The following is a 25996-nucleotide window of genomic DNA, read 5'->3' on the forward strand; positions in this document are numbered from 1 at the left end:
CTAGTCCCAAGGTCGGGAACCTCTGTGCTTGCGCCGCAGCGCCCAAAGTGGTGTAAGGCGCGCGATTTCTCCTCCCCATTTGCGGATCGAACCATCTCATGGCCAAAGCGGTAGCGAAGTCTAAGAAAGTCGCAGCGAAATCAAAGCCTTCCAAGCCGGGCAAGGCCAAGGCCGCTCCGCTCGCCCCGCCGCGCAAGGCGCTGAAGACGGCTGCGAAGCCCGCTGCCAAGATCCCCGCCAAGACCGCAGCGAAGGCAGCGCCAAAATCTGTCGCCAAGGCGCCAGTGAAAACCGCTCCGAAGAAGCCGGCCAAGACGGCTGCCAAGCCGGTCACAAAGGCCGCCGCGAAGCCTGCGGCCAAGAGCGCGGTCACCGCGATCAAGCCGAACAAGTGGGTCTATACCTTCGGCGACGGCAAGGCCGAGGGCAAAGCCGGCCTGCGCGACCTGCTCGGCGGCAAGGGTGCCAACCTCGCGGAAATGGCCAATCTCGGCCTTCCCGTGCCTCCGGGCTTCACCATCCCGACCTCGGTCTGCACCTACTTCTACGCCAACGACAAGACCTACCCGAAGGAGCTGCAGTCGCAGGTCGACAAGGCGCTCGACTACATCGGCAAGCTCACTGGCAAGAAGTTCGGCGATCCGGAAAACCCGCTCCTGGTCTCGGTGCGCTCCGGCGCCCGCGCGTCGATGCCGGGCATGATGGACACCGTGCTCAACCTCGGCCTCAACGACCAGACGGTCGAGGCGCTGGCACAGCTGTCCGGCGACCGCCGCTTCGCCTTCGACAGCTACCGCCGCTTCATCACGATGTATTCGGATGTCGTGCTCGGCTTCGAGCACCATCATTTCGAGGACATCCTCGACAGCTTCAAGGATACCCAGGGCTATCAGCTCGATACCGATCTCTCGTCGGAAGACTGGGAGATGCTGGTCGGGAAGTACAAGGAAGCCGTCGCGCACGAGACCGGCAAGGACTTTCCGCAGGATCCGCACGACCAGCTGTGGGGTGCGATCGGCGCAGTGTTCTCATCCTGGATGAATGCGCGCGCGGTGACCTATCGCAAGCTGCACGACATTCCGGAATCCTGGGGCACCGCCGTCAACGTGCAGGCCATGGTGTTCGGCAACATGGGTGACACCTCGGCCACCGGCGTCGCCTTCACCCGCAATCCCTCGACCGGCGAGAGCAAGCTGTACGGCGAGTTCCTGATCAACGCCCAGGGCGAGGACGTCGTCGCCGGCATCCGCACCCCGCAGGACATCACCGAGGACGCGCGCATCGAGTCCGGCTCCGACAAGGCGTCGATGGAAGTCGCGATGCCCGAGGCGTTCAAGGAGCTGACGCGGATCTACACGCTGCTCGAGAAGCACTACCGTGACATGCAGGACATGGAGTTCACGGTGGAGCGCGGCAAGCTGTGGATGCTGCAGACCCGCAGCGGCAAGCGCACCGCCAAGGCGGCGCTGCGCATCGCCGTCGAGCTCGCCAATGAGGGCCTGATCTCGGAGAACGACGCCGTGCTGCGCGTCGATCCGGCCTCGCTCGATCAGCTCTTGCATCCGACCATCGATCCCTCGGCGCAGCGCGACGTCGTCGCCACCGGCCTGCCGGCCTCGCCGGGCGCGGCCTCGGGCGAGATCGTGTTCTCCTCGGACGAGGCCACCAAGCTGCAGGCCGACGGCCGCAAGGTCATCCTGGTCCGCATCGAGACCTCGCCGGAGGACATCCACGGCATGCACGCCGCCGAAGGCATCCTGACCACGCGCGGCGGCATGACCTCGCATGCGGCGGTGGTCGCGCGCGGCATGGGCAAGCCCTGCGTCTCCGGCTGCGGCACCATCCGCGTCGATTACGGCAGGGGCACGATGAGCATCGGCTCGCGCACCTTCAAGACCGGCGACGTCATCACCATCGACGGCTCGGTCGGGCAGGTGCTCGCCGGCCGCATGCCGATGATCGAGCCGGAGCTGTCCGGCGAGTTCGGCACCCTGATGGGCTGGGCCGACGCCGTGCGCGAGACCGGCGTGCGCGTCAACGCCGATACGCCGGAGGATGCGCGCACCGCCATCAAGTTCGGTGCCGAGGGCATCGGCCTGTGCCGCACCGAGCACATGTTCTTCGAGGAGACCCGCATCCGCACGGTGCGCGAGATGATCCTCTCCGAGGAAGAGCAGGAGCGTCGCGCCGCGCTCGCCAAGCTGCTGCCGATGCAGCGCGCCGACTTCGTCGAGCTGTTCGAGATCATGAAGGGGCTGCCGGTCACGATCCGTCTGCTCGATCCGCCGCTGCACGAGTTCCTGCCGCACACCCAGGCCGAGGTCGAGGAAGTCGCGCGCGCCATGAACACCGATCCGCGCCGGCTCGCCGACCGCGCCCGCGAGCTCTCCGAGTTCAACCCGATGCTCGGCTTCCGCGGCTGTCGTCTCGCCATCGCCTATCCGGAGATCGCCGAGATGCAGGCGCGCGCGATCTTCGAGGCCGCGGTCGAGGCCGAGAAGCGCACCGGCGAGGCCGTCGGCCTCGAGGTGATGGTGCCGCTGATCGCCACCAAGGCCGAGTTCGATCTCGTCAAGGCGCGCATCGACGCGATGGCGCAGGCGGTGATCCGCGAGACCGGCGCCAAGCTGGAGTACCAGGTCGGCACCATGATCGAGCTGCCGCGCGCGGTCCTGATGGCCGGCCAGATCGCGGAGGCCGCCGAGTTCTTCTCGTTCGGCACCAACGATCTGACGCAGACGACCTACGGCATCAGCCGCGACGACGCCGGCAGCTTCCTCGGCGCCTACGTCGCCAAGGGCATTCTCGAGATCGATCCCTTCATCTCGATCGATCGCGAGGGTGTCGGCGAGCTGGTCAAGATCGGCGTCGAGCGCGGCCGCGCCACGCGGCCCAACCTCAAGGTCGGCATCTGCGGCGAGCATGGCGGCGATCCCGCTTCCGTGGCGTTCTGCCACAAGGTCGGCATGAACTACGTCTCATGCTCGCCCTACCGCGTGCCGATCGCCCGTCTGGCTGCCGCCCAGTCCGCGCTCGGCAAGGAGATCGCCAGCCAGGCGTGATGCGGTTGCGAACGATTTGAACTGATGAAGGCCGGCACATGTTGCCGGCCTTTTTCGTTTGGGATGAGTTCCGCGCAATTGTGCACGCTTGCGAGCAATTGAAGGGGAAGTCTCATCACCACCGCCGTCAGTCCGGGGCATTCGCGCGCAAAATGGCGCAGCCATTTTGAAGCAGCGCGAATACGACCGGAATCCATGACCACAAGCGGCAGCTTGTCGAAGACGAGCGCCACGAGCATCTCGCCTCCTCATGTTCGTTCATGGCTGTGGATTCCGGTCCCGCGCTTCGCGCATCCCGGAATGACGAGGGAGCGCGCGCACGAGTTCCGCTTCATTCACGCAACTACGGGATTTCTTTCACCGCGTTCGTTGACCGAATGTTCACCACTCTCGTCACGCCGCTGTTTACCACGCACATTGATCGCACGACGTCGCACAACCTCGCCGCTTGCATGTTTCGAAGATGCAACGCGGATTAACTCCTCGGCAACCTAAACCCGATACGAACATGACGGATCGAATTGCACGGAAGCACTGTCGTTCGGTCGAGTGAGTAGCGTAGCGTTGCGTTGAGCGTATCGATGTTAGTTCTGCGTCCCGGTCCGAAGGGCGCGCGTATTGCGTCCTTCGGACTCGGTCTCTGCGTCTTCGCTCTGATGCCGACAGAGACCGGGTATCAAGACATCGCTTCACGGCTCGCCCGCCAGCCGGGCGTCGCCGAGCGCTGGCAAAAGCGTGTGTCCGCCGCTGCGGCCTCCGTCCAGCTCGCGACCTACAGTTTCGGCCGTCCGATCGGAACCTCCACGCCGCAGGGCGTAGGCATCCGTCTGGCGAGCCTCGGCGGCCGCGACCTCGACATCACCGGCAGCACGACACCGCGCAATCCGGCACTGCAGGTGCCGCCACGCTACCAGGCTTCCGATTTTCCAAAGGTGGACCGCACGCTGAAGGGCGACCGGCTGGTCGTCCGTCCGTCGGCGCCGAACCCGCCGTCGACCGAGGCGGCCGAGCCGGTCGAAGCGGCGCCGAGCGAGCCCGCGCCGGCAACGCCCGCTCAGCCCGATTCGAATTCCTCGGTGTTCGGTGCCAAGACCACCGAAGCGCCGGCCCTCACGCCGGCCGCGCCGCGCGCGGCCCTCGATCCCGAGCTGCAGGAGGCGCTGAGTGCGCCGCCGCTCGCACAATATGGATCATCGAAGACGGACACGCGTCCCTCCGGCGAGCTCAAACCCGCAACCGAGCCGCTGCCGGCGGAGAGCGACGCGACGTCTGACGGCCTGACGATCAAGACCGCGAATCTCTATTTCGGCACGGCGTCCCTCGGCGGCGTGGCCGGCACGATGGAAACCTGGCAGCCCGGCGAGGCGCCGCTGATCGTCATGCCCGACCCGGACCTCAAGCCGATGGCGGTGCTGTCGCAGCCCTCCGACGACGGTGCCAAGACGGGTGACGGCGGTGAGAGCATCGCGCCCAAGGGCGAGGTGAACGCCGACAACCAGCATGCGCGGACGCCGGCGGAGCGCTTGGGGCTGTCCGACCAGAAGTCGCGCTTCAAGTCCGAGAAGTGTCTGGCGGAAGCGATCTATTTCGAGGCGCGCGGGGAGGCGGTGCGCGGCCAGATGGCGGTGGCGCAGGTGGTGCTGAACCGGGCGTTCTCCGGCTATTATCCGACCACGGTCTGCGGCGTCGTCTACCAGAACAAATATCGCCATTTCGCCTGCCAGTTCACCTTCGCCTGCGACAACAATGCCGACGTGATCCGCGAGCCCGAAATGTGGGACCGCGCCAAGAAGATCGCGGCGGCGATGCTCGATGGGCTGATCTGGCTGCCTGAAGTGGGCAAGTCGACGCACTATCACGCGTATTGGGTGCGGCCGTCCTGGGTTGCCGAGATGAAGCGGATGTACAAGTTCGGTGTCCACACCTTCTACCGGCCCAAGCGCTGGGGCGACGGCAGCGAGGCGCCGAGCTGGGGCACGCCGCAGCAGACCGCGGCCATCTCGGCCGAGCTCACCGAGGCCGCCAAGAGCGAAGCCGAGATCAATCCGAACTGGACGCGGCGGTAGGCCGGCTACGCGCTGAGCGACCGCGGCAGCCGCGTCGTCGGCCGGGCGGCGAGCTCGTCGGCGATGGCGCGCGCGGCCGAGAGCGTCGTCATGGTCCGCTGTGCAAAGCTGGGATTCTCGGCCGGACAATCCGCGCGGCAATGCGCGCCGCGGCTCTCGCGCCGGCTCCAGGCGGCGGTTGCGATCAGCAGCGCTGCGCCGGCCATGTTGCGCAACGCCGGGTCGGCGCTGTCGCGCTCGAGCCTGGCGATCACGGCAATGGCCTCGGCGAGCCCGTCCTCGTCGCGGATCACGCCGACGCGGCTAGTCATGATCTCACGCAGCGTTCTCTCGGTCAGCGAGGGATCCGCACCGGCGGGCTCGGCGACCGTGATGTTGCGCAGGGCCGCAGGGCTCGCCAGCGTCCGACCGGACATGTCCTCGGCGATCCGGTTGGCAAACACCAGCGCGGCGAGCAGTGCGTTGCCGGCAATGTGGTTGGCACCGTCGGTCGCCGTGGCGGCCACTTCGCCGGCCGCCCACAATCCCCCCAGCGAGGTGCGGCCCCGGCTGTCGACCGCGAGGCCGCCCATGTGGAAATGCGCCGCCGGCGCCACGGGGATGGGCTGCCGGGTCGGATCGAGCCCGGCGGCGACGCAGGCCTTGTGCAGCACCGGGAAACGCTCGGCGACGTCGTCGTCGAGCACGTCGCGGGCGTCGAGGAAGGCGCCGCGTCCGGCGGACAGCTCGGCCATGATGCCGCGGCTGACCGTGTCACGCGGGGCAAGATCGACCAGCGGATGTCGCGGCAGCATGAAGCGCTGGCCGCGCCGGTTGATCAGGGTCGCGCCGGCGCCGCGCAGGCTCTCGCTGACGACCGGCGCCGGATCATGGCCTGTCATCATCGCGGTCGGATGGAACTGGACGAATTCCGGGTCGGCGATGATGGCGCCGGCGCGCGCGGCGATCGCCAAGCCGATGCCGTTGGAATGATCCGGGTTGCTGGTCGCGGCGAACAGATGACCGACGCCGCCGGTGGCGAGCACGACCGCAGGCGCGGCCATCAGCACCGGCGCGGCTGCGCTGTCGCCGGCCTTGCGCAGCTGCAGGCCGCGCACCGCGCCATCCTCGGTCAGCAGCGCGTCGGCAACATGCCGCTCGATCAGGCGGATCGTGGGCGTTGCGCGAACCGCTGCGACGAGAGCCGCGACGATCGCCTGTCCGGTGAAATCGCCGCGGACGCTCAGGATGCGTCGTGTGGCGTGCGCAGCAGCGCGGGACGTCGCCAGCTCGCCCTTGTGGTCGCGATCGAATCCGACGCCGAGACGCAGCAGATCCTCGATCCTCGCCGCTGCGTCGTGCGCAAGCGCGTGTGCCGCGCTTTCATCGACGAGACCGCCGCCGGCGGCGATCATGTCGGCAGCATGGCTGTCGGGACTGTCGCCGGATGAAACCGCGGCCGCAATGTCGGCCTGCATCGTCGTGCCGAACGACTCCTCGCCGAGCGGTGTCGCGGAGATCAAGGTGACCGGCCGTGGTGCAAGCTTCAGCGCGCAGAACAGGCCTGCAACGCCTGCGCCCACGATCACGACATGGTCGGCGGCTTCGATCTGGTCGTGGTCCATGTGCTATCCAAATTCCACATTCGGTGCGCATGTGTATCAAGCTACCAGTTAGTTCTTCTTCAGAGACATTCGTCGCTGTTTATCGGTGTTTGGCGACAAATAGCGGCCGTTCTGAATGTCGCTCTCGCGTAAGGTGAATTGCTCTCGTTCACTCGCGCATCGCGATGCCCGACGCGAGGACGGAGATGGCATGCATGAGTTTCATTGATGGAACTCGCATCGCATGACGCCCGCTCATGATGCGAAGCGACCTCGAATTTTTTCATGGCTGAGTTCCGCTTTTGAGCTTGGGGGATGAATGCAAATGCATTAATCCGTGACGAACGGCCGGACGACGCGGCGCATCAGGAGGATACCCATGTCGAATCAGGCAGCCGATCTCGGCACGGCCGCCCGTGCGCAAGGATGGCGCACGCCGCTCATCATCATCATTTGCGGCTGCGCGATCGCTCTCCTGAGCTTCGGTCCGCGCTCCAGCCTCGGCTTCTTCGTGCAGCCGATGAGTCGCGAATTCGCCTGGGGTCGCGACGTGTTCGCGCTGGCCGTCGCCGTGCAGAACCTGCTGTGGGGCCTTGGCCAGCCGCTCGCGGGCGCGATTGCCGACCGCTTCGGCGTCATGCGCGTGATCTGCGTCGGCGCGCTGCTCTATGCCGGCGGCCTGCTGATGATGCGCTACGCCACGACGCCGCTGTCGCTCAACGTCGGCGCCGGCGTGCTGGTCGGCTTCGGCCTGTCCGGCTGCTCGTTCAATCTCATCCTGTCGGCCTTCAGCAAGCTGCTGCCGCCCGAGCGGCGCGGCGTCGCGCTCGGCGCCGGGACTGCGGCCGGCTCGCTCGGCCAGTTCCTGTTCGCGCCGTTCGGCGTGGCGCTGATCGACCAGTTCGGCTGGCAGAGCGCGTTGATGGTGTTCGCCACCTTGATGCTGTTCATCGTGCCGCTGTCGCTTGCGGTCGCAACGCCGCCGGCCGCCGAGGCCAAGCCGTCGGAGGCCGAGCAGCAGTCGTTCACGACGGCGCTGATGGAGGCGTTCGGCCATCGCTCCTACGTGCTGCTGGTGCTCGGCTTCTTCACCTGCGGCTTCCAGCTCGCCTTCATCACCGTGCATCTGCCGGCGTTCCTGGTCGATCGCGGTCTGTCCGCGCAGACCGGCGGCTGGGTGATCGCGGCGATCGGCCTGTTCAACATCATCGGCTCGCTCAGCGTCGGCTGGCTGCAGAGCCGGCTGCCGAAGCGCTACATCCTGTCCTTCATCTATTTCACCCGCGCGCTGGCGACGCTGGCCTTCATCTCGTTCCCCGTGACACCGGCCAGCGCGATCGCGTTCGGCGCCGTGTCGGGGCTGGCATGGCTGTCGACCGTTCCGCCGACCTCGTCGCTGGTCGCGATCATGTTCGGCACCCGCTGGCTCGCCACGCTCTATGGCTTTGCCTTCGTCAGCCATCAGGTGGGCGGCTTCCTCGGCGTATGGCTCGGCGGCCTGGTGTTCGAGCGCTATGGCTCATACACGCCGATCTGGTGGCTCTCGATCCTGTTCGGCGTGCTGTCGGCGCTGATCAATCTGCCGATCGTCGAGAAGCCGGTGGCCCGCGCCGTTCCCGCGACCTGAGTTGCGCCGCCGATCCGATCGGCTAAACATGGCGTGAGACAAAGAGCGCAGGGAGTACCGCTGTGGGAACGTTCAAGGCGATCCGGATCGACAAGGCCGACAAGGGGACCACGGCAACGCTGACGCAGTTCGACGAAGCCGAGCTGATGGACGGCGACGTCACCGTCAGGGTCGAATGGTCGGCGCTGAACTACAAGGACGGGCTGGCGCTGACCGGCAAGGCGCCGGTCGTCCGCCGCTTCCCGATGATCGCCGGCATCGATTTCGCAGGCACGGTCGAGCAGTCGAGCCATCCCAGCTGGAAGCCGGGCGACGCCGTGATCTGCACCGGCTGGGGCATGGGCGAGACCCATCTCGGCGCCTATGCCGAAAAGGCCCGCGTCAAGGGTGACTGGCTGGTCGGCCTGCCGCAGGGGCTGTCGGCCCGGGACGCGATGTCGATCGGGACCGCGGGCTTCACCGCGATGCTGGCGGTCCTGGCCCTGGAGAAGCACGGGCTGACGCCAGGCAGCGGGCCGGTGGTGGTGACGGGGGCTGCGGGCGGCGTGGGGTCGGTCGCGACGGCGGTGCTCGCCAAGCTCGGCTACCACGTGATCGCCTCGACGGGACGCCTGGCCGAGGCCGACTATCTGAAGTCGCTCGGCGCCGCCGAGATCATCGACCGCAACGAGCTGTCGGCGCCGGCCAAGCCCCTCGCCAAGGAGCGCTGGGCAGGCGGCATCGACAGCGTGGGCTCCAACACTCTCGCCAACCTGCTGGCGATGACGAAATATGGCGGCGCGATCGCCGCATGCGGCCTTGCTGCCGGCATGGATTTGCCATCCTCGGTGGCGCCATTCATTCTGCGCGGCGTGTGCCTTCTGGGCATCGATTCCGTGATGTGCCCGCTGCCTGCCCGCAAGGCGGCCTGGGAGCGCCTGGCCACCGATTTGGATCGTTCAAAACTATCTGAAATCACTCACGAAATTGCGCTGGACCAAGTCGCCTCGCTGGGCCCGCAGATCCTGGCCGGCCAGGTCCGCGGCCGTACGGTGGTAAGAATATCCTGAGGATCTTCAGACTTTTCAAACCATGCTGCTCCATTGTTGCCATGGTTGGTATGGTAAGCATGGGGTAAAGATACCGCCTTACCCGCTGCGTGGGGTCAAGTGGGAGTTGAGAGCATGCTCGCGCGTTTACTGCTGGGGACCGTGACCGCCGGCGCCATGGTTGCTCCCGCGATCGCGGGATCCATGACCGCCGACGAGGCGCGCAAATTCGTGGCCGGAAAGGTGTTCGCGTTTACCTGCGTCGACGGCACCCGCGGTGCGGGTCGCATTCTCGACGACATGGGCGCGGCCGGCGCGGTGCAGTTCTCGGGCTCCGGCCCTGTTCGTCATATCCGTCTGCCCGGCAACACGCTGCAGATTCGCGGCCAGAACGTCTGTGCCTCGATCAAGGGCATGCCGTTCGAACCCTGCTTCAATCTCGACAAGAAGGACGACCGCAGCTTCCGTGGCTCGGTCTCGGGTCTCGGCGCATTCGCCTATTGCGACTTCCAGCACCAGGGCGGCGCCACCATGCTGATGGCCCGCGCCGTGGCGCGGCCGCGCGCGACGCGCGCTGCTGCTCCGGCAGATACGTCGCACACCGAGGTCGCGGCCCGCGTCGAGACACCGCGCGTCGAGCGCAGCAAGGTTGAACCCGTGAAAGCGGAAGCCGCCAAGGAAGCGGCGAAGGCCGACCACAGCCGCTCGGACACCGCCAAATCCGAGAGCACGAAGGCCGACGCCGCGCCCGAGTTGCGGCGGTCGACCGATTAGTTGTTAGTTCACCCATCATTGAAAAATGCAGCCCAATTAACATACAGCAACATTTCAGATGGTGACCGCACGTTAGTGGTCATTGCGCCGTAGTCGTACGGACGCTCAAATTCATGCCTCGGTAGCGACTTGCGCTGCAGTTTGCGACCAGGGGGGTGGCCCAATCGAAAGGGTCGGTAATGTCGCTCTACTTCTTCCGTATCAGCCAGGGCCGCTATTCGGGCGCTGCTGATCAGCCTTATGAATTCGCCAACCGGGAATCTGCCTGGAACGAACTGACGGCCGTCTGCTCGGACCTGATCGGCGGGATCTCGAAGACTCTGCAACAGGGCGCAGAGTGGCAGATGGAACTCCTGGACGAAGCCAAGCAGCCGGTGTTCCGCATCCGCCTGGTGTCCGAATCCGTCAGCTGAGCCTGGATCATCGGGGGATGATCCGAGCCGCTGACTGCCGGAGCCGCGGCTTTGCTGCGGCTTGAGGCGGCGGCTCCCTCCGACACCTTCTCGCCGCTGCAGTCCGCGTCACACGGCGTTGGAGCGGCAAGCATCTGCCGCCAGGCCATTCTCCACGTGGTCGTCGCCGTCGCGATGCCTTGGGACGGTTGGGGACGGTTGCTCACAAGACATTGTCCTGCGTCTCCTCCTGACAGACCCATCGATCCCTCTCCCCATGCGCGCCCCTGTTTTCCGACCGCCCTCCGTTCGGACTGTCGGCGGCCGGCTGCGTATTCCCGTCGCTGCGACGATGCCAGTTCAGGTTGTGGCATTAACCTCCTTCTAACCTGCATCCTGGCATACCAGGAGTTGAAACAACCGCTGGCGCGATAGCCCAAGGTGTCACTCGCCGTGATCCCGTGCCATGCCTCGCGAACGCCGGCCGATGCATGCCGGTTTCAGGACACCGCGCCATCGCGACGGTGCGCATTTTACATGGTTTGTCGGTAGTCTTACGGGTTCCCCGTTAACTTCCGATAAGCCTGTTTCCCGCCCAATGGCACCGTCGGAACCAAGTGAGACGTCCGAGAATTCGGAGGTCTCCCGTTTCTCCGACCTCGACGCCGCGCAGCGTAGCGCAGACCTGGCTATTCAGATTGTCTGTGACGCTGAAGAGAGTGGCGAACCGCGCAGCCAGCTGGGGTCATCGTGTCCAAAATGTCGATTCGTAAGAAGATCATCTCGGTCATCGCGTTCATGCTCGTCGCCATGTGCGGGCTTGGCGCGGTCGCCGTCACCAGCATGCAGTCGATCAATGCCAATACGGTCGACATCGCTCACAACTGGCTCCCCAGCGTGCGTGCGATCGGTGAGCTGCGTGCCAACATCAATCTGCTGCGCATCGCGCTGCGCGCCCATGTGATGGCGGACACCGCCGAAGCCAAGCAGGCCGGCGAGAAGCGGGTGAACGGCATCCTCGACACCATCCTCAAGGATCGCAAGGCCTATGAGCCGATGATCAGCTCAGCCGAGGAACGGACCATCTACACCAACTGGGTGCAGGCCTGGGACAAGTACGTCGTCGCCGTCAAGCAGGTCATGGAGGAGTCGAACAAGAGCGTCGGCCGGATGCCGCGTGAGGCCAGCGAGCTGCTCGAGAAGTCGGCCGCCGCGATCGCGCGTGACGCCGACAAGTACTTCATCCAGGACATCGAGTTCAACAACAAGGGCGCCGAAAACGCGACGCGCCAGGCGGCCGAGAGCTTCTCGCGTGCGATCTGGCTCGTCGTGTCGATCATCGCCGCGGCCGTCATCGGCGGCATCGCGGTCGGCTTCTATCTGGTGCAGAACGTCTCGTCGGGCATCGCCTCGATCATCAAGCCGATGCAGGAGCTCGCCAACGGCGATCTCGGCGCGGAGGTCACGCATCGCGGCGAGGCGACCGAGATCGGCGCCATGGCCGACACGCTGCAGGTGTTCAAGGAAGCGCTGATCGCCAAGAAGGACGCCGACGAGCGTGCCGCTGCCGATGCCGAAGCCAAGATCGAGCGCGGCCGCCGCGTCGACAACATCACCCGCCAATTCGAGGCGACGATCGGCGAGATCGTGCAGACCGTGTCGTCGGCCTCGACCGAGCTCGAGCATTCAGCCGGCGCGCTGTCCTCGACCGCAACCCGTTCACAGGAAATCTCGACTGCGGTCGCGGCCGCCTCGGAAGAAGCTTCCACCAACGTGCAGTCGGTCGCTTCCGCCACCGAGGAGCTGTCCTCGTCGATCACCGAGATCAGCCGCCAGGTGCAGGAATCGGCCCGCATGGCCAACGAGGCCGTGGACCAGGCGCGCATGACCAACGATCGCGTCAGCGAGCTGAGCAAGGCCGCGGCACGCATCGGCGACGTCGTCGAGCTGATCAACACGATCGCCGGTCAGACCAACCTCCTGGCGCTGAACGCGACCATCGAGGCCGCCCGCGCCGGCGAGGCCGGCCGCGGCTTCGCGGTCGTCGCCTCCGAGGTGAAGGCGCTTGCGGAGCAGACCGCCAAGGCGACGGACGAGATCGGCCAGCAGGTCTCGGGCATCCAGGCGGCCACGCAGGAATCGGTCGGCGCCATCCGCGCGATCTCCACCACCATCGAGAAGCTGTCGGAAATCTCGTCGGCGATCGCGGCCGCGGTGGAGGAGCAGGGCGCGGCGACGCAGGAGATCTCGCGCAACGTCCAGCAGGCTTCGCAGGGCACACAGGAGGTGTCGTCGAACGTCGTCGACGTGCAGCGCGGCGCGTCGGAGACGGGCCAGGCGTCGGCGCATGTTCTGTCCGCGGCGCAATCGCTCGCGACCGACAGCGACCGTCTCAAGCGCGAGGTGGCGTCGTTCCTGCAATCGGTGCGGGCAGCTTAGTTCTGATCCGCGTTCGCCAAGCGAACCCGTATTAGTACGACGTTCAGCATTAACGGAACTTTGCGGCGAAAGCGGCAAACTGCAGCTCAGCAGTTTGCCGCTTTTCGTTTCGCAGCGGTGCGGCGGCCGTCGCAATGGTGCGGTGGCCGCGCAGACACGACCGACGTTGCGAGACGCTTTCTCTCGGAGGATCAGGACGTGTCCAGGCTTTCCATTCGCCTCAAGATCATCGCCGTCATCGCCTTCATGCTGGTGGTCATGGCCGGCATGGGCTTGCTGTCTCTGCGCAGCATGCGGGACATCAATGCCCGCACCGTCGACATCTCCACCAACTGGCTGCCGAGCGTCCGCGCGCTGGGCGCTTTGCGCGCCGACATCAACGTCTATCGGCTCACGCTGCGAGCGCATGTGATGGCTCTGACGCCGGAGGCGAAGGCCAACAACGACAAGCGCATGGCGGACACGCTGGACAAGGTGAAGAAGGACATCAAGGCCTACCAGCCGCTGATCTCGACCGCCGAGGAGCGCGGCATCTACGAGGCCTGGACGCGCGCCTGGGACAAGTACTTGGCCGAGGTCGACAAGGTGCTGGAGGTCTCGCGCAGGAGCATCGGCAAGCTGCCCGACGATGTCGATGCGCTGTTCAAGCCCGCCGGCGTGGCGGCGACCGCGTCAGAGGAAATTCTGAACAAGGCGATCGACTATAACGACAAGGGCGCGGAAGCGGCCACGCGCGATGCCGCCGATGGCTACAGCACCACCTTCTGGGTCGTGACGTCCATCATCATTGCCGCCGTCGCTGCCGGCATCGGTGTCGGCTTCTATCTGGTTCACGACGTCTCCTCCGGCATCGCCTCGATCATCAAGCCGATGCAGGCGCTCGGTGAGGGCGATCTCTCGGCCGAGGTACCGCACCGCGGCGAGCCGACCGAGATGGGTGCGATGGCCGACACGCTGCAGGTCTTCAAGGAGGCGCTGATCGCCAGAGGCCGACGCGCGCGCTGCTGCCGATGCCGAGGCCAAGATCGAGCGCGGTCGTCGCGTCGACAGCATCACCCGCCAGTTCGAAACGACGATCGGCGAGATCGTACAGACGGTGTCGTCGGCGTCGACCGAGCTCGAGCATTCCGCTGGCGCGTTGTCTTCGACCGCCTCGCGCTCGCAGGAGATCTCGACCCAGGTCGCAGCGGCCTCCGAGGAAGCCTCCACCAACGTGCAGTCGGTGGCCTCGGCCACCGAGGAACTGTCGTCCTCGATCACCGAGATCAGCCGCCAGGTGCAGGAATCGGCGCGCATGGCGCAGGAGGCCGTCTCGCAGGCCCGCCAGACCAACGACCGCGTCGGCGAGTTGTCGAAGGCTGCCGCGCGCATCGGCGACGTCGTCGAGCTGATCAACTCGATCGCCGGCCAGACCAACCTGCTCGCCTTGAACGCCACCATCGAAGCGGCGCGCGCGGGCGAAGCCGGTCGCGGCTTCGCGGTCGTGGCTTCGGAGGTGAAGGCGTTGGCCGAGCAGACGTCGAAGGCGACGGGCGAGATCGGCCAGCAGATCTCCGGCATTCAGGCGGCAACGCAGGAGTCCGTCGGCGCCATCCGCGACATTTCCGGCACGATCGAGCGGCTCTCGGAAATCTCCTCGGCCATCGCGGCTGCAGTGGAGGAGCAGGGCGCGGCGACGCAGGAGATCTCGCGCAACGTCCAGCAGGCCGCGCACGGTACGCAGCAGGTGTCGTCGAACGTCGTCGACGTGCAGCGCGGCGCGACCGAAACCGGCACGGCGTCCTCGCACGTTCTCGACGCCGCCAAGTCGCTGGCGTCCGACAGCGACCGGCTCAAGCGCGAGGTCGCCTCGTTCCTGCAGTCGGTCAGGGCCGCGTGATCCTCACGCCGCCGGCTGAGCCGGCGGCGCCTGCTGCTGCCGCCGGAACAGAACCTTCTGGTACAGCCAGCCGATCGCGACCAGCACAAGCCCGAGGCCGATGAAGGACAGCGCGCGCCAGACGCCGGTCAGCGCCGACATGTCGACCAGGAACGCCTTCAGGATCGTCAGCGCGATGACGATCGCGGAGGCGAGACGGGCGCGCTGCGACGACACGACGACGCCGATGCCGAGCAGCACGACGCCGAAGGCGAGCCATGCGATGGAGTAGGTGTACTGCTCGGCGGCGCTGGTGACGCCGCTCATCAGGTTCGGGCCGTGATAGATCCGGCGGATCTCCAGGCTGACATAGGACAACGCCAGGATCAGCGCGCCGGCTGCCAGCGTGTTGCCATAGGCCGGCGGACGGCGGCCCGCGACTGCGTAGGACAACAGCAGCATCAGCACCGCCGGGAAGGCGTAGGCCAGGACCAGGATGTTGAGCAGGCCGCCCTTGATCGCGACGTCCGAGACCATCGGATTCTCGAACAGCAGCAGCCCGAGCACGGTGGCGCCGCCGGCGAAGCCGGTCAGGATCACGGCGCTGATGTCGTGCACGATGCTGCCGCTGCGCACGCGCAGCCGCTCCAGGCCGATGGCGAGTGCCAGTGCGACGCAGACGTCGAGGCCGATCTCGGCGAGCGACGGCACCGCCAGCATGTCGCCGTCATTGACGGCGTGGCGGATCTCGAGGAACGCAAGCAGCGTCGTGAACAGGATCGCGGCCGCCTCGACCGCGCGTAACGGCGCGTCGTCGCCATGGCGCCGCATGAGGTAGCTCGCGCCCCAGAACGAGGCCGCCGGAACGCCATAGCCCCACAGCAGCCAGTTGAAGATCGGCGTGGTGCCGACATCGGCGCCGACGATGCGCGGGTCATAGCCGATGCGCAGCACCACCAATCCGGCGAAGATGGCCGCCAAGCTGCGCAGGAACGGGATCGGCCGGGTCTCGAAGATCCAGGCGGTGCCGAGCGACATCAGCGCCAGCGCGATCGTCAGCCAGCCCTTCTCCAGCGCGAAGGTCAGCGCCAGCGCCAGCGCGGCCAGCGTTCCGGTCGCGAACAGCGCGACCGCCGCGGAGAGCCCCGGCCGTTCCTCGCGTCGGGTCAGCGCCTCGGTGGCGACGGCAAACGCAGCCGCCAGGATCACCGCGAGGATCGCGAACGGGATCGAGCGGTCGAGATGAGCGATGCGCGCATAGAGCGCGACCAGCAATGCGATCGGTGTGAACACGCCGGCCGCCGACCACACCACCGGCACGGCCGCATTCTCCGAGCGCCCCTGCGCCAGGAAGCCGGCGCCGCCGAAGCCGAGCGCGAAGATCGCCGCCGTCACCAGATGTGACGTGACCGATGCGCCGAGCGGGTTCGGTCCCATGCCGGGCAGCGCGCCGCCCGGCAGCACCAGCAGGTCCGGATTGTCACGCAGCGCCCATTCGGCGAACACCAGGAACACGGTGCCCGCCGCCGCCGCGACCGCGCCGGTTGCGCTCGGCGCGCGCCAGGCGACCGCGAGCGTGGCGGCGACCAGCACGGTGAAGCCGATCAGCGCCAGCCCGTCGTGGAAGCTCGCGAGCACGACCAGCATCGCGCCGAGCAGATAGACGGCAAGCCCCACCGACGAGATCGGCTCGACCTCGTCAGTCTCGGCCGCAGGTCCGAACAGGAAGCCGCAGACGACGATCAGCGCGGTCAGGATGAAGCCGATGGTGACGTGGAAGACGTGCGGCGCGACCGTCTCGACGCCCGCGTCGAGCCCGGGCAGGGTCCACAGGAACGACAGCCCGATCGTGGTCATCGCCAGCCAGCGCCACAGCCGCACGCGCGCCAGCGCGAAGGCGGCGGCGGTGACGATGGCGAGATAGATGTAGAGCGCCCAGTAGTTCGGCTGCCCGGTCGAGACCAGCACCGGCGTGGTGAAGGCGGCGACGAGGCCGAGCCCGGCCAGCGCCGGTCCGTGCAGCAGCGCGGCAGCCAGCGTGCCCAGCGCGACGACGCCGAGCAGGACGAAGGCGATGGCGGGCGGCAGGAACTCATACAGCGCGTAGGCCGCGTAGATCGTCGCGAAGGCGACGGCGGTGCCGGCCGCGGTGAGGATCGCCGGGATGTTGGCGATCGGCAGCGCCGATATCTGCGAGATGCTCTCCTTGCGCCGCGTCCATTCGCCGGCCGCCAGCAGCGCGGCGGCGAACAGCGCGCCGAGCGCCACCCGCACCTCGGGGCCGACGAGGCCGGCCTCGATCGAGTAGCGCACCATGAAGAAACCGCCGAGCGCGAGCGTCAGTCCGCCGATCCACACCACCCAGCGGGTGCCGATGGTCTCCTCGAAGCCGGCCGCGGGCTGCGGCAGCGGCGGCGGGGGCGGCGGCTGATCGGCCGCCGCGTCGGCCGTGAGCGCTGCGGGCGGCAGGGTGGGCTCCTCGGTGACCTCCGGCAAGGGCGGCGGCATCGACGGCGTTGCGGCGGGCTCCTGGAGCGGGCTGAGCGGCGGTGCGGCCACGGGTGCAACGACCGTCGGGGGGGCCGCCTCGAGCTTGGCCAGCCGGGCCTGCACCTCGGCCAATCGGTCGGAGGTCCGGCGCGCGAAGGCGAGCGCCGCGAGCGCGACCAGGAGTGCAATCCAGTCCAGTGGCCAATCGAACATCACGCCTGGGAGTCCTCGAGATCGATGGCGCCCGCCGGCGTCATGGGAAGGGGGCAGGGGCCAAGCCGGCCCCGAGCGGTGGCGCAGCGAATCGGCTGACGGCACGCGCGTGCCGTCACGATGGCTGCAGTTCCTTGAGTGTCAAACGGCGGAGCGGAAGTTCAAGCAGCGCCGGTATGCTGCTACTCGGCGCGCGCCTTTCGATGCACCGTCGTTCCGGGGCGCGCGAAGCGCGAATCTGGAACCCAGAGCTTTGAGTCCGGCCGGTCCATCGAGCGCGACCAGCTCGAGGCTCCGGGTTCGCCGCTGGCGCGGCGCCCCGGAACGACGGGGCTGAGACGGCTGCGGCTCATTCCAAGTCGATCCGGAACGGCTGGCTGTCGACCATCATCGCGCCGGGGCCGATGGCGTCCAGCGCGCGCACCATGCGGCCCTGCCGGCCCAGCGCGCGGTCGGCAAGGCTGACGATCAGGCGGTTGGGCGAGGCGATCGGGGAGGCCTGGCGGATGGCCCAGGCGATGTCGAGCTCGTCGCGATGCGGGTTGAGCGCGCAGGCAGCCGCAAACGCGCTCGCCGTGGAGCGGCTGATGCCGGCATAGCAGTGGATCACGAGCGGCGCCGCGCGATCCCAGCCGCGCACGAACGCCAGTACCTGGGTGACGTGGTCGTCGCTCGGCGCCATGAAGCCGGGGAGCTGCTCGGTGATGTCGTCGACCGAGACCCGCAGATGGTTCTCGGGGCGGATGCTCTCGGGCCGCTGCACCTGCTCGACATTGGCCATGATGGTCAGCACGTGGCTGGCGCCGGTCAGGCGCACGGTGTCGGGCAAAGCGGCGAGTGAGCAGACGTGGATCATGATGAGCCTTTGGACGCCCGATTATACGAACGGCGGCACAAGGGCAAAAGCGGGTTTTGGATGTCAGCTGTCGGGCGGGCGCATATGTCCCGCTCCTACGCATGTGTGGGCGAGCAGCCGTCAGCGCGTGTTCTTGAGGTGCCGCAGCTCCTGACGGACCAGATGGGCCTTGACCTCGATCTCGGCATTGAGGCGCTCGACGTGCTCGAGCACGCGCTCGCGGCTCTGCAAGCCGACCTCGACCGGCTTTTCGGTCCAGGGGCGGCGCACGAACAGGGCCACCACGGCGACGGCCAGGGCGGTCAGGAGCGGAAAGCTCAGGGCGACGAGCTGGTGCGTGGTCATCGAAGACCTCCCAGGATCCACTGACCCAGCAAATGTAGGACCACTCCGGTGACAATGCAAACCACGCCCGAACCATAAATCAGGCCGGCCGGCGTCCCGGGCGGCAGCACGCCGTAGACGAACTGGGCCAGGGGCACGAACGTCCCGGCCGTGACGATCGCGGTGGCCAGCGTGTTCATCCAGTTGGCCGCCAGCTTCAGCCGCTCGTTGCGGCGCTCGTCGGGTGTCAGCGGCATCTCAGCACGACCCCAGCACCAGGTTGAAGCGGGTCAGGAACCGCTTTTCCGCCTTGGCCGCGCTCCACGGCGTCAGATACTCCGTCACGGTGGCCTCGGGCAGGCCGGGGTCGCGGCCGAACAGCTTCTTCGCCTCGCTCTCGGAGAAGCCCGCGAGCCGGGTCGCCTCCAGATAGGCGGAGCCGCGGTCGGCCGCCTTGATCTGGCGCTCGATCTCGGGGGCAATCTCCGCCGGCAGGCCGAAGCGGATGTGGATGGCGCCCAGCAGCCGCTTCTCGACGCTCTTGTAGCTGCCGCCGAGCACCGCCTTGAACGGCGAGATCATGTCGCCGATGACGTATTCCGGCGCGTCGTGCAGCAGCGCCGCCAGCCGCAGCTTGGCATCGATGTTGGGTTTCTTCGCGCGCATCACCGTCTCCACCAGCAGCGTGTGCTGCGCGACCGAGAAGATGTGCGCGCCCGACGTCTGGCCGTTCCAGCGCGCCACGCGCGCCAGCCCATGGGCGATGTCGGCGATCTCGACGTCGAGCGGCGAGGGATCGATCAGGTTGAGTCGCCGGCCGGACAGCATGCGCTGCCAGACGCGGTCGTGCCCGCTCGGGGACTTCTCAGTCGTCATTTGGGAGGTTTGAGGCGCGGGGCGCGGCGCTGGCCGCTACAGGTCTCGTGGCAGAAGCAGGTGACGAGATGGTCGTTGACCATCCCCGTCGCCTGCATGAATGCGTAGACGATGGTGGGGCCGACGAACTTGAAGCCGCGCGAAGCGAGCTCCTTGGATATCTTGATCGACAGCGGCGTCGAGGCCGGCACGCTCGCGGTGGTCTTGAACGCATTGACCTTGGGCTTGCCGTCCATGAAGTTCCACAGCAGCTTCGAAAAGCCGTCGCTCCCCTCCTGGATCTTCAGCCAGGATTTCGCGCTCAGGATGGTGCCCTCGATCTTGGCGCGGTTGCGGACGATGCCGGCATCGTTCATCAGCGCGTGGATCTTCTTGTCGCCATAGCGGGCGATCTTCTCCGGCTGGAAGTCATCGAAGGCGCGGCGGAAATTGTCGCGCTTGCGCAGGATCGTGATCCACGACAGCCCGGCCTGGAAGCCGTCGAGGATCAGCTTCTCGTAGAGAGCGCGGTCGTCATATTCCGGCACGCCCCACTCGGTGTCGTGATAGGCGACATACAGCGGATCGCTGCCCGGCCAGGGGCAGCGCGTCAGGCCATCGGAATGGACGACAGCGGCGCGGCTCATGCTGACAGGCTCAGGCCACCGTCTGCTTCGGCGCGCCTTGCAGCGCGTCCGGATCGGCGATGCGCAAAGTGAGCCCGCCCGCCGTCAGAGGCGTGCCTGCTTCCATCGCCTCGGCGGCGCGGTCGATCCGCAGCAGCGCCATGCCCTTCTGCCGTGCGGCCGAGCCCATGGTGCCCACGCTCTTGTCGCCGGCCGTGATCGGCGTGCCCGGTTCGGGGCTCGGTCCGTCGAGCAGGACCTGCGCGGTGCGCGTGCGCGTGGTGCCGCGATGGTGCATGCGGCTCACGACCTCCTGGCCGACATAGCAGCCCTTGCCGATGTCGACACCGTGCAGCCGGTCCATGTTGGTCTCGTGCGGGAAGGCATCGCCATACATGAAGTCGAGCCCGCCCCGCGGCACGCTGCACTCGATGCGATGCGCCTCGTAGGCGTCCGCGCCGACGATCTCGGCCCCGAGCCTGGCCGCGATGTCAGCGAGCGCATCTTGCGGCGCAATGACGCGCGCGCCGAGACGCTCGTGACGCGGATCGGTGAAGCTCTGCTCCGGCATCGTGCCGACAGCGCCATCCCAGACCGCGATCACGCCGAGCTCTGCGGAGAGATTGCCGACCGCAACCTTGGCCCTGAGCTTGTAGACGTTGAGCTTGTCGGTGAGCGCCTGCGCCAGCGCGCGCGGACAGTCGAGCAGGAAGCGTTCGCCGCCTTCGCTCGCCGGCACCTGGGTGACCAGGAAGTCGATGATGATCTTGCCCTGCGGCGTCAGCAGCGCACCGAACCGGGCGTCCCCCGGTGTGAGCTTGCCGACATCCGTGGTGAAGAGACCGTTGAGGAACTTGCGTGCATCGTCGCCGCTGACCTGGACCACGCCCCGGTCGTCGAGAAACGTCGCTTTCATTCGAAAAACCTCTTGCGACAGGCCGCACTGAAACGTAAGCCGCGCTGGCATAAACCACAAGGCTGAAACGCCCTTGCGCGGTGGCTTCATTCTAAAGATCGAGACGTCAGCGTCCTCAGAGGCCAGCAAATGGGCAGCCGCGCAGCATGATCGATCTGTCTTGGGGTGATCAGGAGAATGAAATCCTATGAGGGCTTCATGAGCGCGCGGTTCGACGTCATTCTGAAATCCGGCACCGTGGTCAACCAGGACGGCGAGGGTGTCCGCGACGTCGGCATCTTCAATGGACGCATCATCGAGATCGGCGATCTCGGCGCGGCCTCGGCGGCCGAGACCGTCGACTGCAAGGGCCTGCATGTGCTGCCCGGCGTGATCGACACCCAGGTGCATTTCCGCGAACCCGGCCTGACCCACAAGGAGGATCTCGAAACCGGCTCGCGCAGCGCCGTGATGGGCGGCGTCACCGCCGTGTTCGAGATGCCCAACACCAATCCGCTGACGGTCACCGAGGAGGCGTTCACCGCCAAGGTCGCAGCCGGGCGCCATCGCATGCATTGCGACTTCGCCTTCTTCATCGGCGGCACCCGCGAGAACGTCGAGCAGCTGCCGGTGCTGGAGCGCGCCGAGGGCTGCGCCGGCGTCAAGGTGTTCGTCGGCTCCTCCACCGGCTCGCTGCTGGTCGAGGACGATGACAGTCTGCGCCGCATCTTCCAGGTGATCCGCCGCCGCGCCGCGTTCCACGCCGAGGACGAATACCGCCTCAACGAGCGCAAGAACCTGCGCGTCGAGAACGATCCGCGCTCGCATCCGGTCTGGCGCGACGAGGAGGCGGCCCTGCGCGCGACGCAGCGGCTCGTCAATCTCGCGCACGAGACCGGCAAGCGCATCCACGTGCTGCACATCTCGACCAAGGAAGAGATCGTGTATCTGCGCGACCACAAGGACGTCGCCACCGTCGAGGCCACGCCACATCATCTCACCTTGGCTGCGCCCGAGTGCTACGAGCGGCTCGGCACCTACGCGCAGATGAACCCACCGGTGCGATCCGTCGATCATCGCGACGTGATCTGGTGGGGCGTCCACCAGGGCATCGTCGACATCCTCGGCTCCGACCATGCGCCGCACACCGCCGAGGAGAAGGCCAAGACCTATCCGGCCTCGCCGTCCGGCATGACCGGCGTGCAGACCTTGGTGCCGATCATGCTCGACCACGTCAATGCCGGCCGGCTGTCGCTGCAACGCTTCGTCGACCTCACCAGCGCCGGTCCGGCGCGCATCTACAACATCGCCCGCAAGGGCCGCATCGCCGCCGGCTATGACGCCGACCTGACGATCGTCGATCTCAAGCGCAGCGAGACCATCACCAACGAATGGGTCGCCTCCAAAGCCGGATGGACGCCCTATGACGGCGTGCGCGTCACCGGCTGGCCGGTCGGCACCTACGTGCGCGGCCAGCGCGTGATGTGGCAGGGCGAGTTGCTGAGGCCGGCGACGGGCGAGCCGGTGCGCTTCATGGAAACGCTGCGGCCGTAATGGGCTCCTGCGCTTTTGCTTGGTTGTTGTGAGCAAGCATCCGGGCTACGAGGCTTGCGCACCCTTTCCGCAGTGCTCGTGACTGCGCCCTCGCCCCTTGTGGGGGAGGGCATGTAGGACAGAGCGGCAATCTCGGTTGGGTGAGGGGTATGTCTCCGCGAGCGCGACGTGCAGTGAGAAACCCCTCACTTGACCGAGCAGGCGGATGGGCCGGAGATGCCCTCTCCCACAAGGGGCGAGGGCGCTGTGTCGGACAGCGCTGGGGACAGAGAGTATCGCGCCCCGCCGCCGTTCACCCGAACAGCTTGTCGATGTCGTCCTGGGAAATCGCCACACCCGGCCGCTTCGGGCCTTCCAGCAAGTCCGGCGTGGTGCTCTTTGGAGCTGCCAGCTCGGCGGCGACCCGCGCCAGCTCCTCTTTCCCCCAGATGCGGACGAGCTTGTTGATGTGGTCTTCCATGAACTTCAGCGACTTGACCACGCGCGTGATCCGCTGCCCCGTGAGGTCCTGAAAGGCGCAAGCCTCGAACACCTTGTTGGTGCTGTCGACGATCTCGTCGCAGACCGCCACTGTCGTCGGGTCCTTGGCGCCCTGCAGCTTCCCGACGCTGGCGCTGATCGCCTCCATGCTTTCGAGGATCGCGTTGCCGGCGACTTCCGTATTTTCCACGATCGCGTCGAGGGTGTCGGTCATCGAGGCGAAACTGCCCTTGCCGTCGCCTTGAAGAGCGGCGAGCTCGCGCCGCATGCTGCTAATCTGGCCGAACATCTCGACCAGGTAGGTTTTCAGCAACCTCTCTTCTTCCGGCGCAATCATCAGAAATCCCCGACGTTTCCTTAAAGTTTCCTTACTAATTCTTCACGCGGCAGTTGCAAACCCGGGCCTGCTCTTCTGTGAAGGCATTCCGGATTCAGTTCGGCGGTGACCGGCTCGCGACGCGGCGATCGAGATTTCGCGTAAGTTCGAACCGGCACTGCGGGCAGGTAGGTGAAGACTAGCTGCCTATTTTTGCCCGTCTTCGTTAAGGGCGCATGTTCATTCACGCCAAAGGCCTGCAAATGGTGAAGGTTTTCTGACGCGACGACCGCGGTGCCGTCGCGCATCTTCAGCATCGCCCGAACGGCCGCGTCGCTGCCGGCAACGACGCCGAGCAGCGAAACCATCACCGACAAGGACAGAGGTGACGATCTAATCAAGGTCGGCCGAAGGGCGATGGAAGCCAGAGTGCGAACTGCTAAAATCAGCCCTGCTCGTGTATATCGTATGTTAACATTCTGCTCCTATGGTCGGTCTGCTAGCGACTGGTGCAGGCTGAACTCCACGGGCAAACGGCGTTTCCTTCTCCGGCTCGCAAGCAATTGAGACAATATGCCGCATGGCGTTGGCCAGAGTGGATTACCGATCTGACGCGCGATCATCGCCGTCGGATGCATTCGTGCGTAGTTCTACGGTCAGTGCATTAAAGAAAATTAGTAGTCGGTTCCCTACGCTCTTCACACAAGCGCCGTGGGGGTCCTTGTCGCGTGTGCAGAGGGCCGCCTAGGCCCTTCGACATGAACGTCCACGTGCGCCCGAAGCGACCATCCTCGCGCCCGTGGAGACTGTCATGTCGTTTGCACTCCCGTTCCGTCCGAAGCTCACGATCGGCGTCAAGATCTATGCGTTGATCGGCCTGAGTTTCCTTGGTCTTGTCGGCATAGCGGCCTTCAATTCCGGCGAGCTCGCCACCAGTCTCAAGCAACAGAAGCAGCTGGAGCTTCAGCATCTCACCGAGCTCGCGCTCGGCATTCTCGCCGAGGAGCATGCGGCCGCCCAGAAGGGCACGGTCTCCGTTGCCGACGCGCAGAAGCGCGCATTGGAGCGTACGTCGCAACTGCGCTACGGCGGCACCGAATATTTCTTCGTCGCCGACATGTCTGCGCGGATGCTGATGCATCCGATCTCGACCAAGCTGGTCGGCGAGGACGTGTCCGACATGAAGGACGCCGGCGGCAAGAAACTCTTCCTCGAGATGGTCGATGTCGTTCGCAGGCACGGTCATGGCTTCGTCGATTACGAATGGCCGAAGCCGGGCTCGGAGAAGCCGCAGCCGAAGCTGACTCATGTCGTTGGCTTCGCACCGTGGAATTGGTTTCTCGGCACCGGCGTTTACATCGACGACCTGCAGGCGCAGACCTGGGCCTCCACCCGGCAGTCGCTGATGGCATCCGGGCTCGTGCTCCTGGTTTCGCTGATCGTATCGACACTGGTCGCACGCGGGATCACCCATCCGCTGAACCGCATGACGGCGGCGATGAAGAGCCTGGCCGGTGGGCGCCTCGACGTCGAGGTGCCCGGGATCGGGCGTCGCGACGAGATCGGCGAAATGGCCGGCGCCGTCGAAGTGTTCAAGAGCAACGCGGTCGCGCGGCAAGCCCTCGAAATCGAGCAGAAGGACGCCGAGCAGCGCGCCCTGGCGCGGCGCAAGGCGGACACGCAGAAGATGGCCGATGATTTCGAAGGTGCCGTCGGCGAGATCATCGAGACGGTTTCCTCCGCTTCGGCGAAGCTCGAGGTTTCGGCTGACACACTGAGCAAGACGGCGGTGCGCGCCGGCGAGCTCGCGACGGCAGTCGCGGCGGCCTCCGAGGAAGCGTCGACCAACGTGCAGTCGGTTGCCTCCGCGACCGAGGAGATGACCTCCTCGGTGACCGAGATCGGCCGTCAAGTGCACGAGTCGGCACGGATGGCCAACGAGGCCGTCGAGCAGGCGAAGCGCACCAACGAGCGGGTGAGCGAACTGTCGCGCGCGGCGAGCCGGATCGGCGACGTGGTCGAGTTGATCAACAGCATCGCCGGGCAGACCAATCTGCTCGCGCTCAATGCCACGATCGAGGCGGCACGCGCGGGCGATGCGGGCCGCGGTTTCGCGGTTGTCGCGGCCGAAGTGAAGGCGCTCGCCGAGCAGACGGCGAAGGCGACTGACGAGATCGGCCAGCAGGTGGCCGGCATCCAGACCGCGACGCAGGAATCGGTCGCTGCAATCCGACTGATCTCCGGAAGCATCGAGCGCTTGTCGGAGGTGTCGTCCACCATCGCGGCTGCGGTGGAGGAGCAGAACGCCGCCACCAAGGAGATCTCGCGCAACGTCCAGCAGGCCGCGCACGGGACCCAGCAGGTCTCCGTCAACATCACCGACGTCCAGCGCGGCGCCACCGAGACCGGCTCGGCCTCCACCCAGGTGCTGGAGGCGGCCCAGGGGCTATCGACAGACAGCAATCGGCTCAAGCGTGAAGTCGGTCGTTTTCTGCAGTCGGTGCGAGCGGCCTGACGGACATGCCGGTTCGCCGATCGAATGAAATGCCAGTCCAACA

20 protein-coding genes and 1 pseudogene are annotated in these 25996 nt (G+C 66.5%); 10 read left to right on the forward strand and 11 right to left on the reverse strand.

The genetic code is table 11. The annotated features are described in order from the left end of the window. Positions 1–98: 98 nt before the first annotated feature. A complete protein-coding gene (ppdK, locus tag QXZ94_RS00915; protein WP_315718824.1) occupies positions 99–3062 on the forward strand; it encodes a pyruvate, phosphate dikinase in 2964 nt (987 codons plus the stop codon). Here the strand turns inward: ppdK and QXZ94_RS00920 are convergent. After that, the gene (locus QXZ94_RS00920) at positions 2990–3301 is read right to left on the reverse strand and encodes a hypothetical protein (RefSeq protein WP_315718825.1); all 312 of its coding nucleotides are present in this window, start codon (positions 3299–3301) and stop codon (positions 2990–2992) included. The two genes, ppdK and QXZ94_RS00920, sit on opposite strands and share 73 nt — an antisense overlap. Positions 3302–3643: 342 nt before the next feature. Between QXZ94_RS00920 and QXZ94_RS00925 the strand changes: the two genes are divergently transcribed. Then, entirely contained in the window at positions 3644–5128 is a 1485-nt protein-coding gene (locus QXZ94_RS00925; protein WP_315718826.1) for a cell wall hydrolase, read from the forward strand. Between the two features lie 5 nt (positions 5129–5133). Here QXZ94_RS00925 and QXZ94_RS00930 read toward each other — a convergent pair whose 3' ends face one another. Continuing rightward, the gene (locus QXZ94_RS00930) at positions 5134–6732 is read right to left on the reverse strand and encodes an L-aspartate oxidase (protein ID WP_315718827.1); all 1599 of its coding nucleotides are present in this window, start codon (positions 6730–6732) and stop codon (positions 5134–5136) included. 358 nt (positions 6733–7090) lie between these two features. Here QXZ94_RS00930 and QXZ94_RS00935 point away from each other — a divergent pair, with 358 nt between their 5' ends. The 6 genes and pseudogenes from QXZ94_RS00935 to QXZ94_RS00960 all read left to right on the forward strand — a co-directional run bounded on the left by QXZ94_RS00935 (position 7091) and on the right by QXZ94_RS00960 (position 14850). Beyond that, positions 7091–8338 (forward strand): MFS transporter, encoded by a 1248-nt coding sequence (locus tag QXZ94_RS00935; RefSeq protein ID WP_315718828.1) that lies wholly within the window; start codon positions 7091–7093, stop codon positions 8336–8338. 62 nt (positions 8339–8400) lie between these two features. Continuing rightward, positions 8401–9387, forward strand: coding sequence for an MDR family oxidoreductase (locus QXZ94_RS00940; protein ID WP_315718829.1), 987 nt, complete (start codon positions 8401–8403; stop codon positions 9385–9387). Positions 9388–9501: 114 nt separating this feature from the next. Then, a complete protein-coding gene (locus QXZ94_RS00945) occupies positions 9502–10140 on the forward strand; it encodes a hypothetical protein (RefSeq protein ID WP_315718830.1) in 639 nt (212 codons plus the stop codon). 179 nt (positions 10141–10319) lie between these two features. Continuing rightward, entirely contained in the window at positions 10320–10553 is a 234-nt protein-coding gene (locus tag QXZ94_RS00950) for a DUF6894 family protein (RefSeq protein ID WP_172111271.1), read from the forward strand. 729 nt (positions 10554–11282) lie between these two features. After that, positions 11283–12971: a methyl-accepting chemotaxis protein gene (locus QXZ94_RS00955; protein ID WP_315718831.1), complete on the forward strand. Its 1689-nt coding sequence runs from the start codon at positions 11283–11285 to the stop codon at positions 12969–12971. 198 nt (positions 12972–13169) lie between these two features. Beyond that, positions 13170–14850 (forward strand): annotated as a pseudogene (locus QXZ94_RS00960) (methyl-accepting chemotaxis protein). 3 nt (positions 14851–14853) lie between these two features. Here the strand turns inward: QXZ94_RS00960 and QXZ94_RS00965 are convergent. The 7 genes from QXZ94_RS00965 to QXZ94_RS00995 form a co-directional block, all read right to left on the reverse strand. Continuing rightward, positions 14854–17532 (reverse strand): DUF2339 domain-containing protein, encoded by a 2679-nt coding sequence (locus QXZ94_RS00965; protein ID WP_315718832.1) that lies wholly within the window; start codon positions 17530–17532, stop codon positions 14854–14856. Positions 17533–17881: 349 nt separating this feature from the next. After that, positions 17882–18388, reverse strand: coding sequence for a protein tyrosine phosphatase (locus tag QXZ94_RS00970; RefSeq protein WP_315718833.1), 507 nt, complete (start codon positions 18386–18388; stop codon positions 17882–17884). Between the two features lie 120 nt (positions 18389–18508). Then, complete coding sequence (locus QXZ94_RS00975) at positions 18509–18733, reverse strand: hypothetical protein (RefSeq protein ID WP_315718834.1); 225 nt, start codon at positions 18731–18733, stop codon at positions 18509–18511. Beyond that, complete coding sequence (locus QXZ94_RS00980; protein ID WP_315718835.1) at positions 18730–18969, reverse strand: hypothetical protein; 240 nt, start codon at positions 18967–18969, stop codon at positions 18730–18732. Before QXZ94_RS00980 ends, QXZ94_RS00975 begins: the two co-directional genes overlap by 4 nt. 1 nt (position 18970) lies before the next feature. Then, positions 18971–19588: an HD family hydrolase gene (locus tag QXZ94_RS00985; RefSeq protein WP_315718836.1), complete on the reverse strand. Its 618-nt coding sequence runs from the start codon at positions 19586–19588 to the stop codon at positions 18971–18973. Then, positions 19585–20214, reverse strand: a complete 630-nt coding sequence (locus QXZ94_RS00990; protein ID WP_315718837.1) for a DNA-3-methyladenine glycosylase I — start codon at positions 20212–20214, stop codon at positions 19585–19587. Before QXZ94_RS00990 ends, QXZ94_RS00985 begins: the two co-directional genes overlap by 4 nt. Before the next feature lie 10 nt (positions 20215–20224). Continuing rightward, positions 20225–21109 (reverse strand): folate-binding protein, encoded by an 885-nt coding sequence (locus QXZ94_RS00995; RefSeq protein ID WP_315718838.1) that lies wholly within the window; start codon positions 21107–21109, stop codon positions 20225–20227. A gap of 198 nt (positions 21110–21307) precedes the next feature. On the opposite strand from QXZ94_RS00995, the gene QXZ94_RS01000 reads away from it, so the two are divergent. Then, on the forward strand, positions 21308–22642 hold the full coding sequence (locus QXZ94_RS01000; protein ID WP_315726013.1) for a dihydroorotase: 1335 nt from the start codon (positions 21308–21310) through the stop codon (positions 22640–22642). A gap of 292 nt (positions 22643–22934) precedes the next feature. On the opposite strand, the gene QXZ94_RS01005 is transcribed toward QXZ94_RS01000, so the two are convergent. Both QXZ94_RS01005 and QXZ94_RS01010 read right to left on the reverse strand, forming a co-directional pair. Then, on the reverse strand, positions 22935–23459 hold the full coding sequence (locus QXZ94_RS01005) for a protein phosphatase CheZ (RefSeq protein WP_172133376.1): 525 nt from the start codon (positions 23457–23459) through the stop codon (positions 22935–22937). Positions 23460–23479: 20 nt separating this feature from the next. Beyond that, positions 23480–23815 carry a hypothetical protein gene (locus QXZ94_RS01010; RefSeq protein ID WP_315718839.1) on the reverse strand — a complete coding sequence of 112 codons (336 nt, stop codon included), beginning with the start codon at positions 23813–23815 and terminating at the stop codon, positions 23480–23482. A 434-nt stretch (positions 23816–24249) separates the two neighbouring features. On the opposite strand from QXZ94_RS01010, the gene QXZ94_RS01015 reads away from it, so the two are divergent. Further along, positions 24250–25953 carry a methyl-accepting chemotaxis protein gene (locus QXZ94_RS01015; RefSeq protein WP_315718840.1) on the forward strand — a complete coding sequence of 568 codons (1704 nt, stop codon included), beginning with the start codon at positions 24250–24252 and terminating at the stop codon, positions 25951–25953. Positions 25954–25996: the final 43 nt, after the last annotated feature.

This window comes from Bradyrhizobium sp. SZCCHNS2022 (genome assembly GCF_032377575.1).
GTDB classification, from domain to species: domain Bacteria; phylum Pseudomonadota; class Alphaproteobacteria; order Rhizobiales; family Xanthobacteraceae; genus Bradyrhizobium; species Bradyrhizobium aeschynomenes.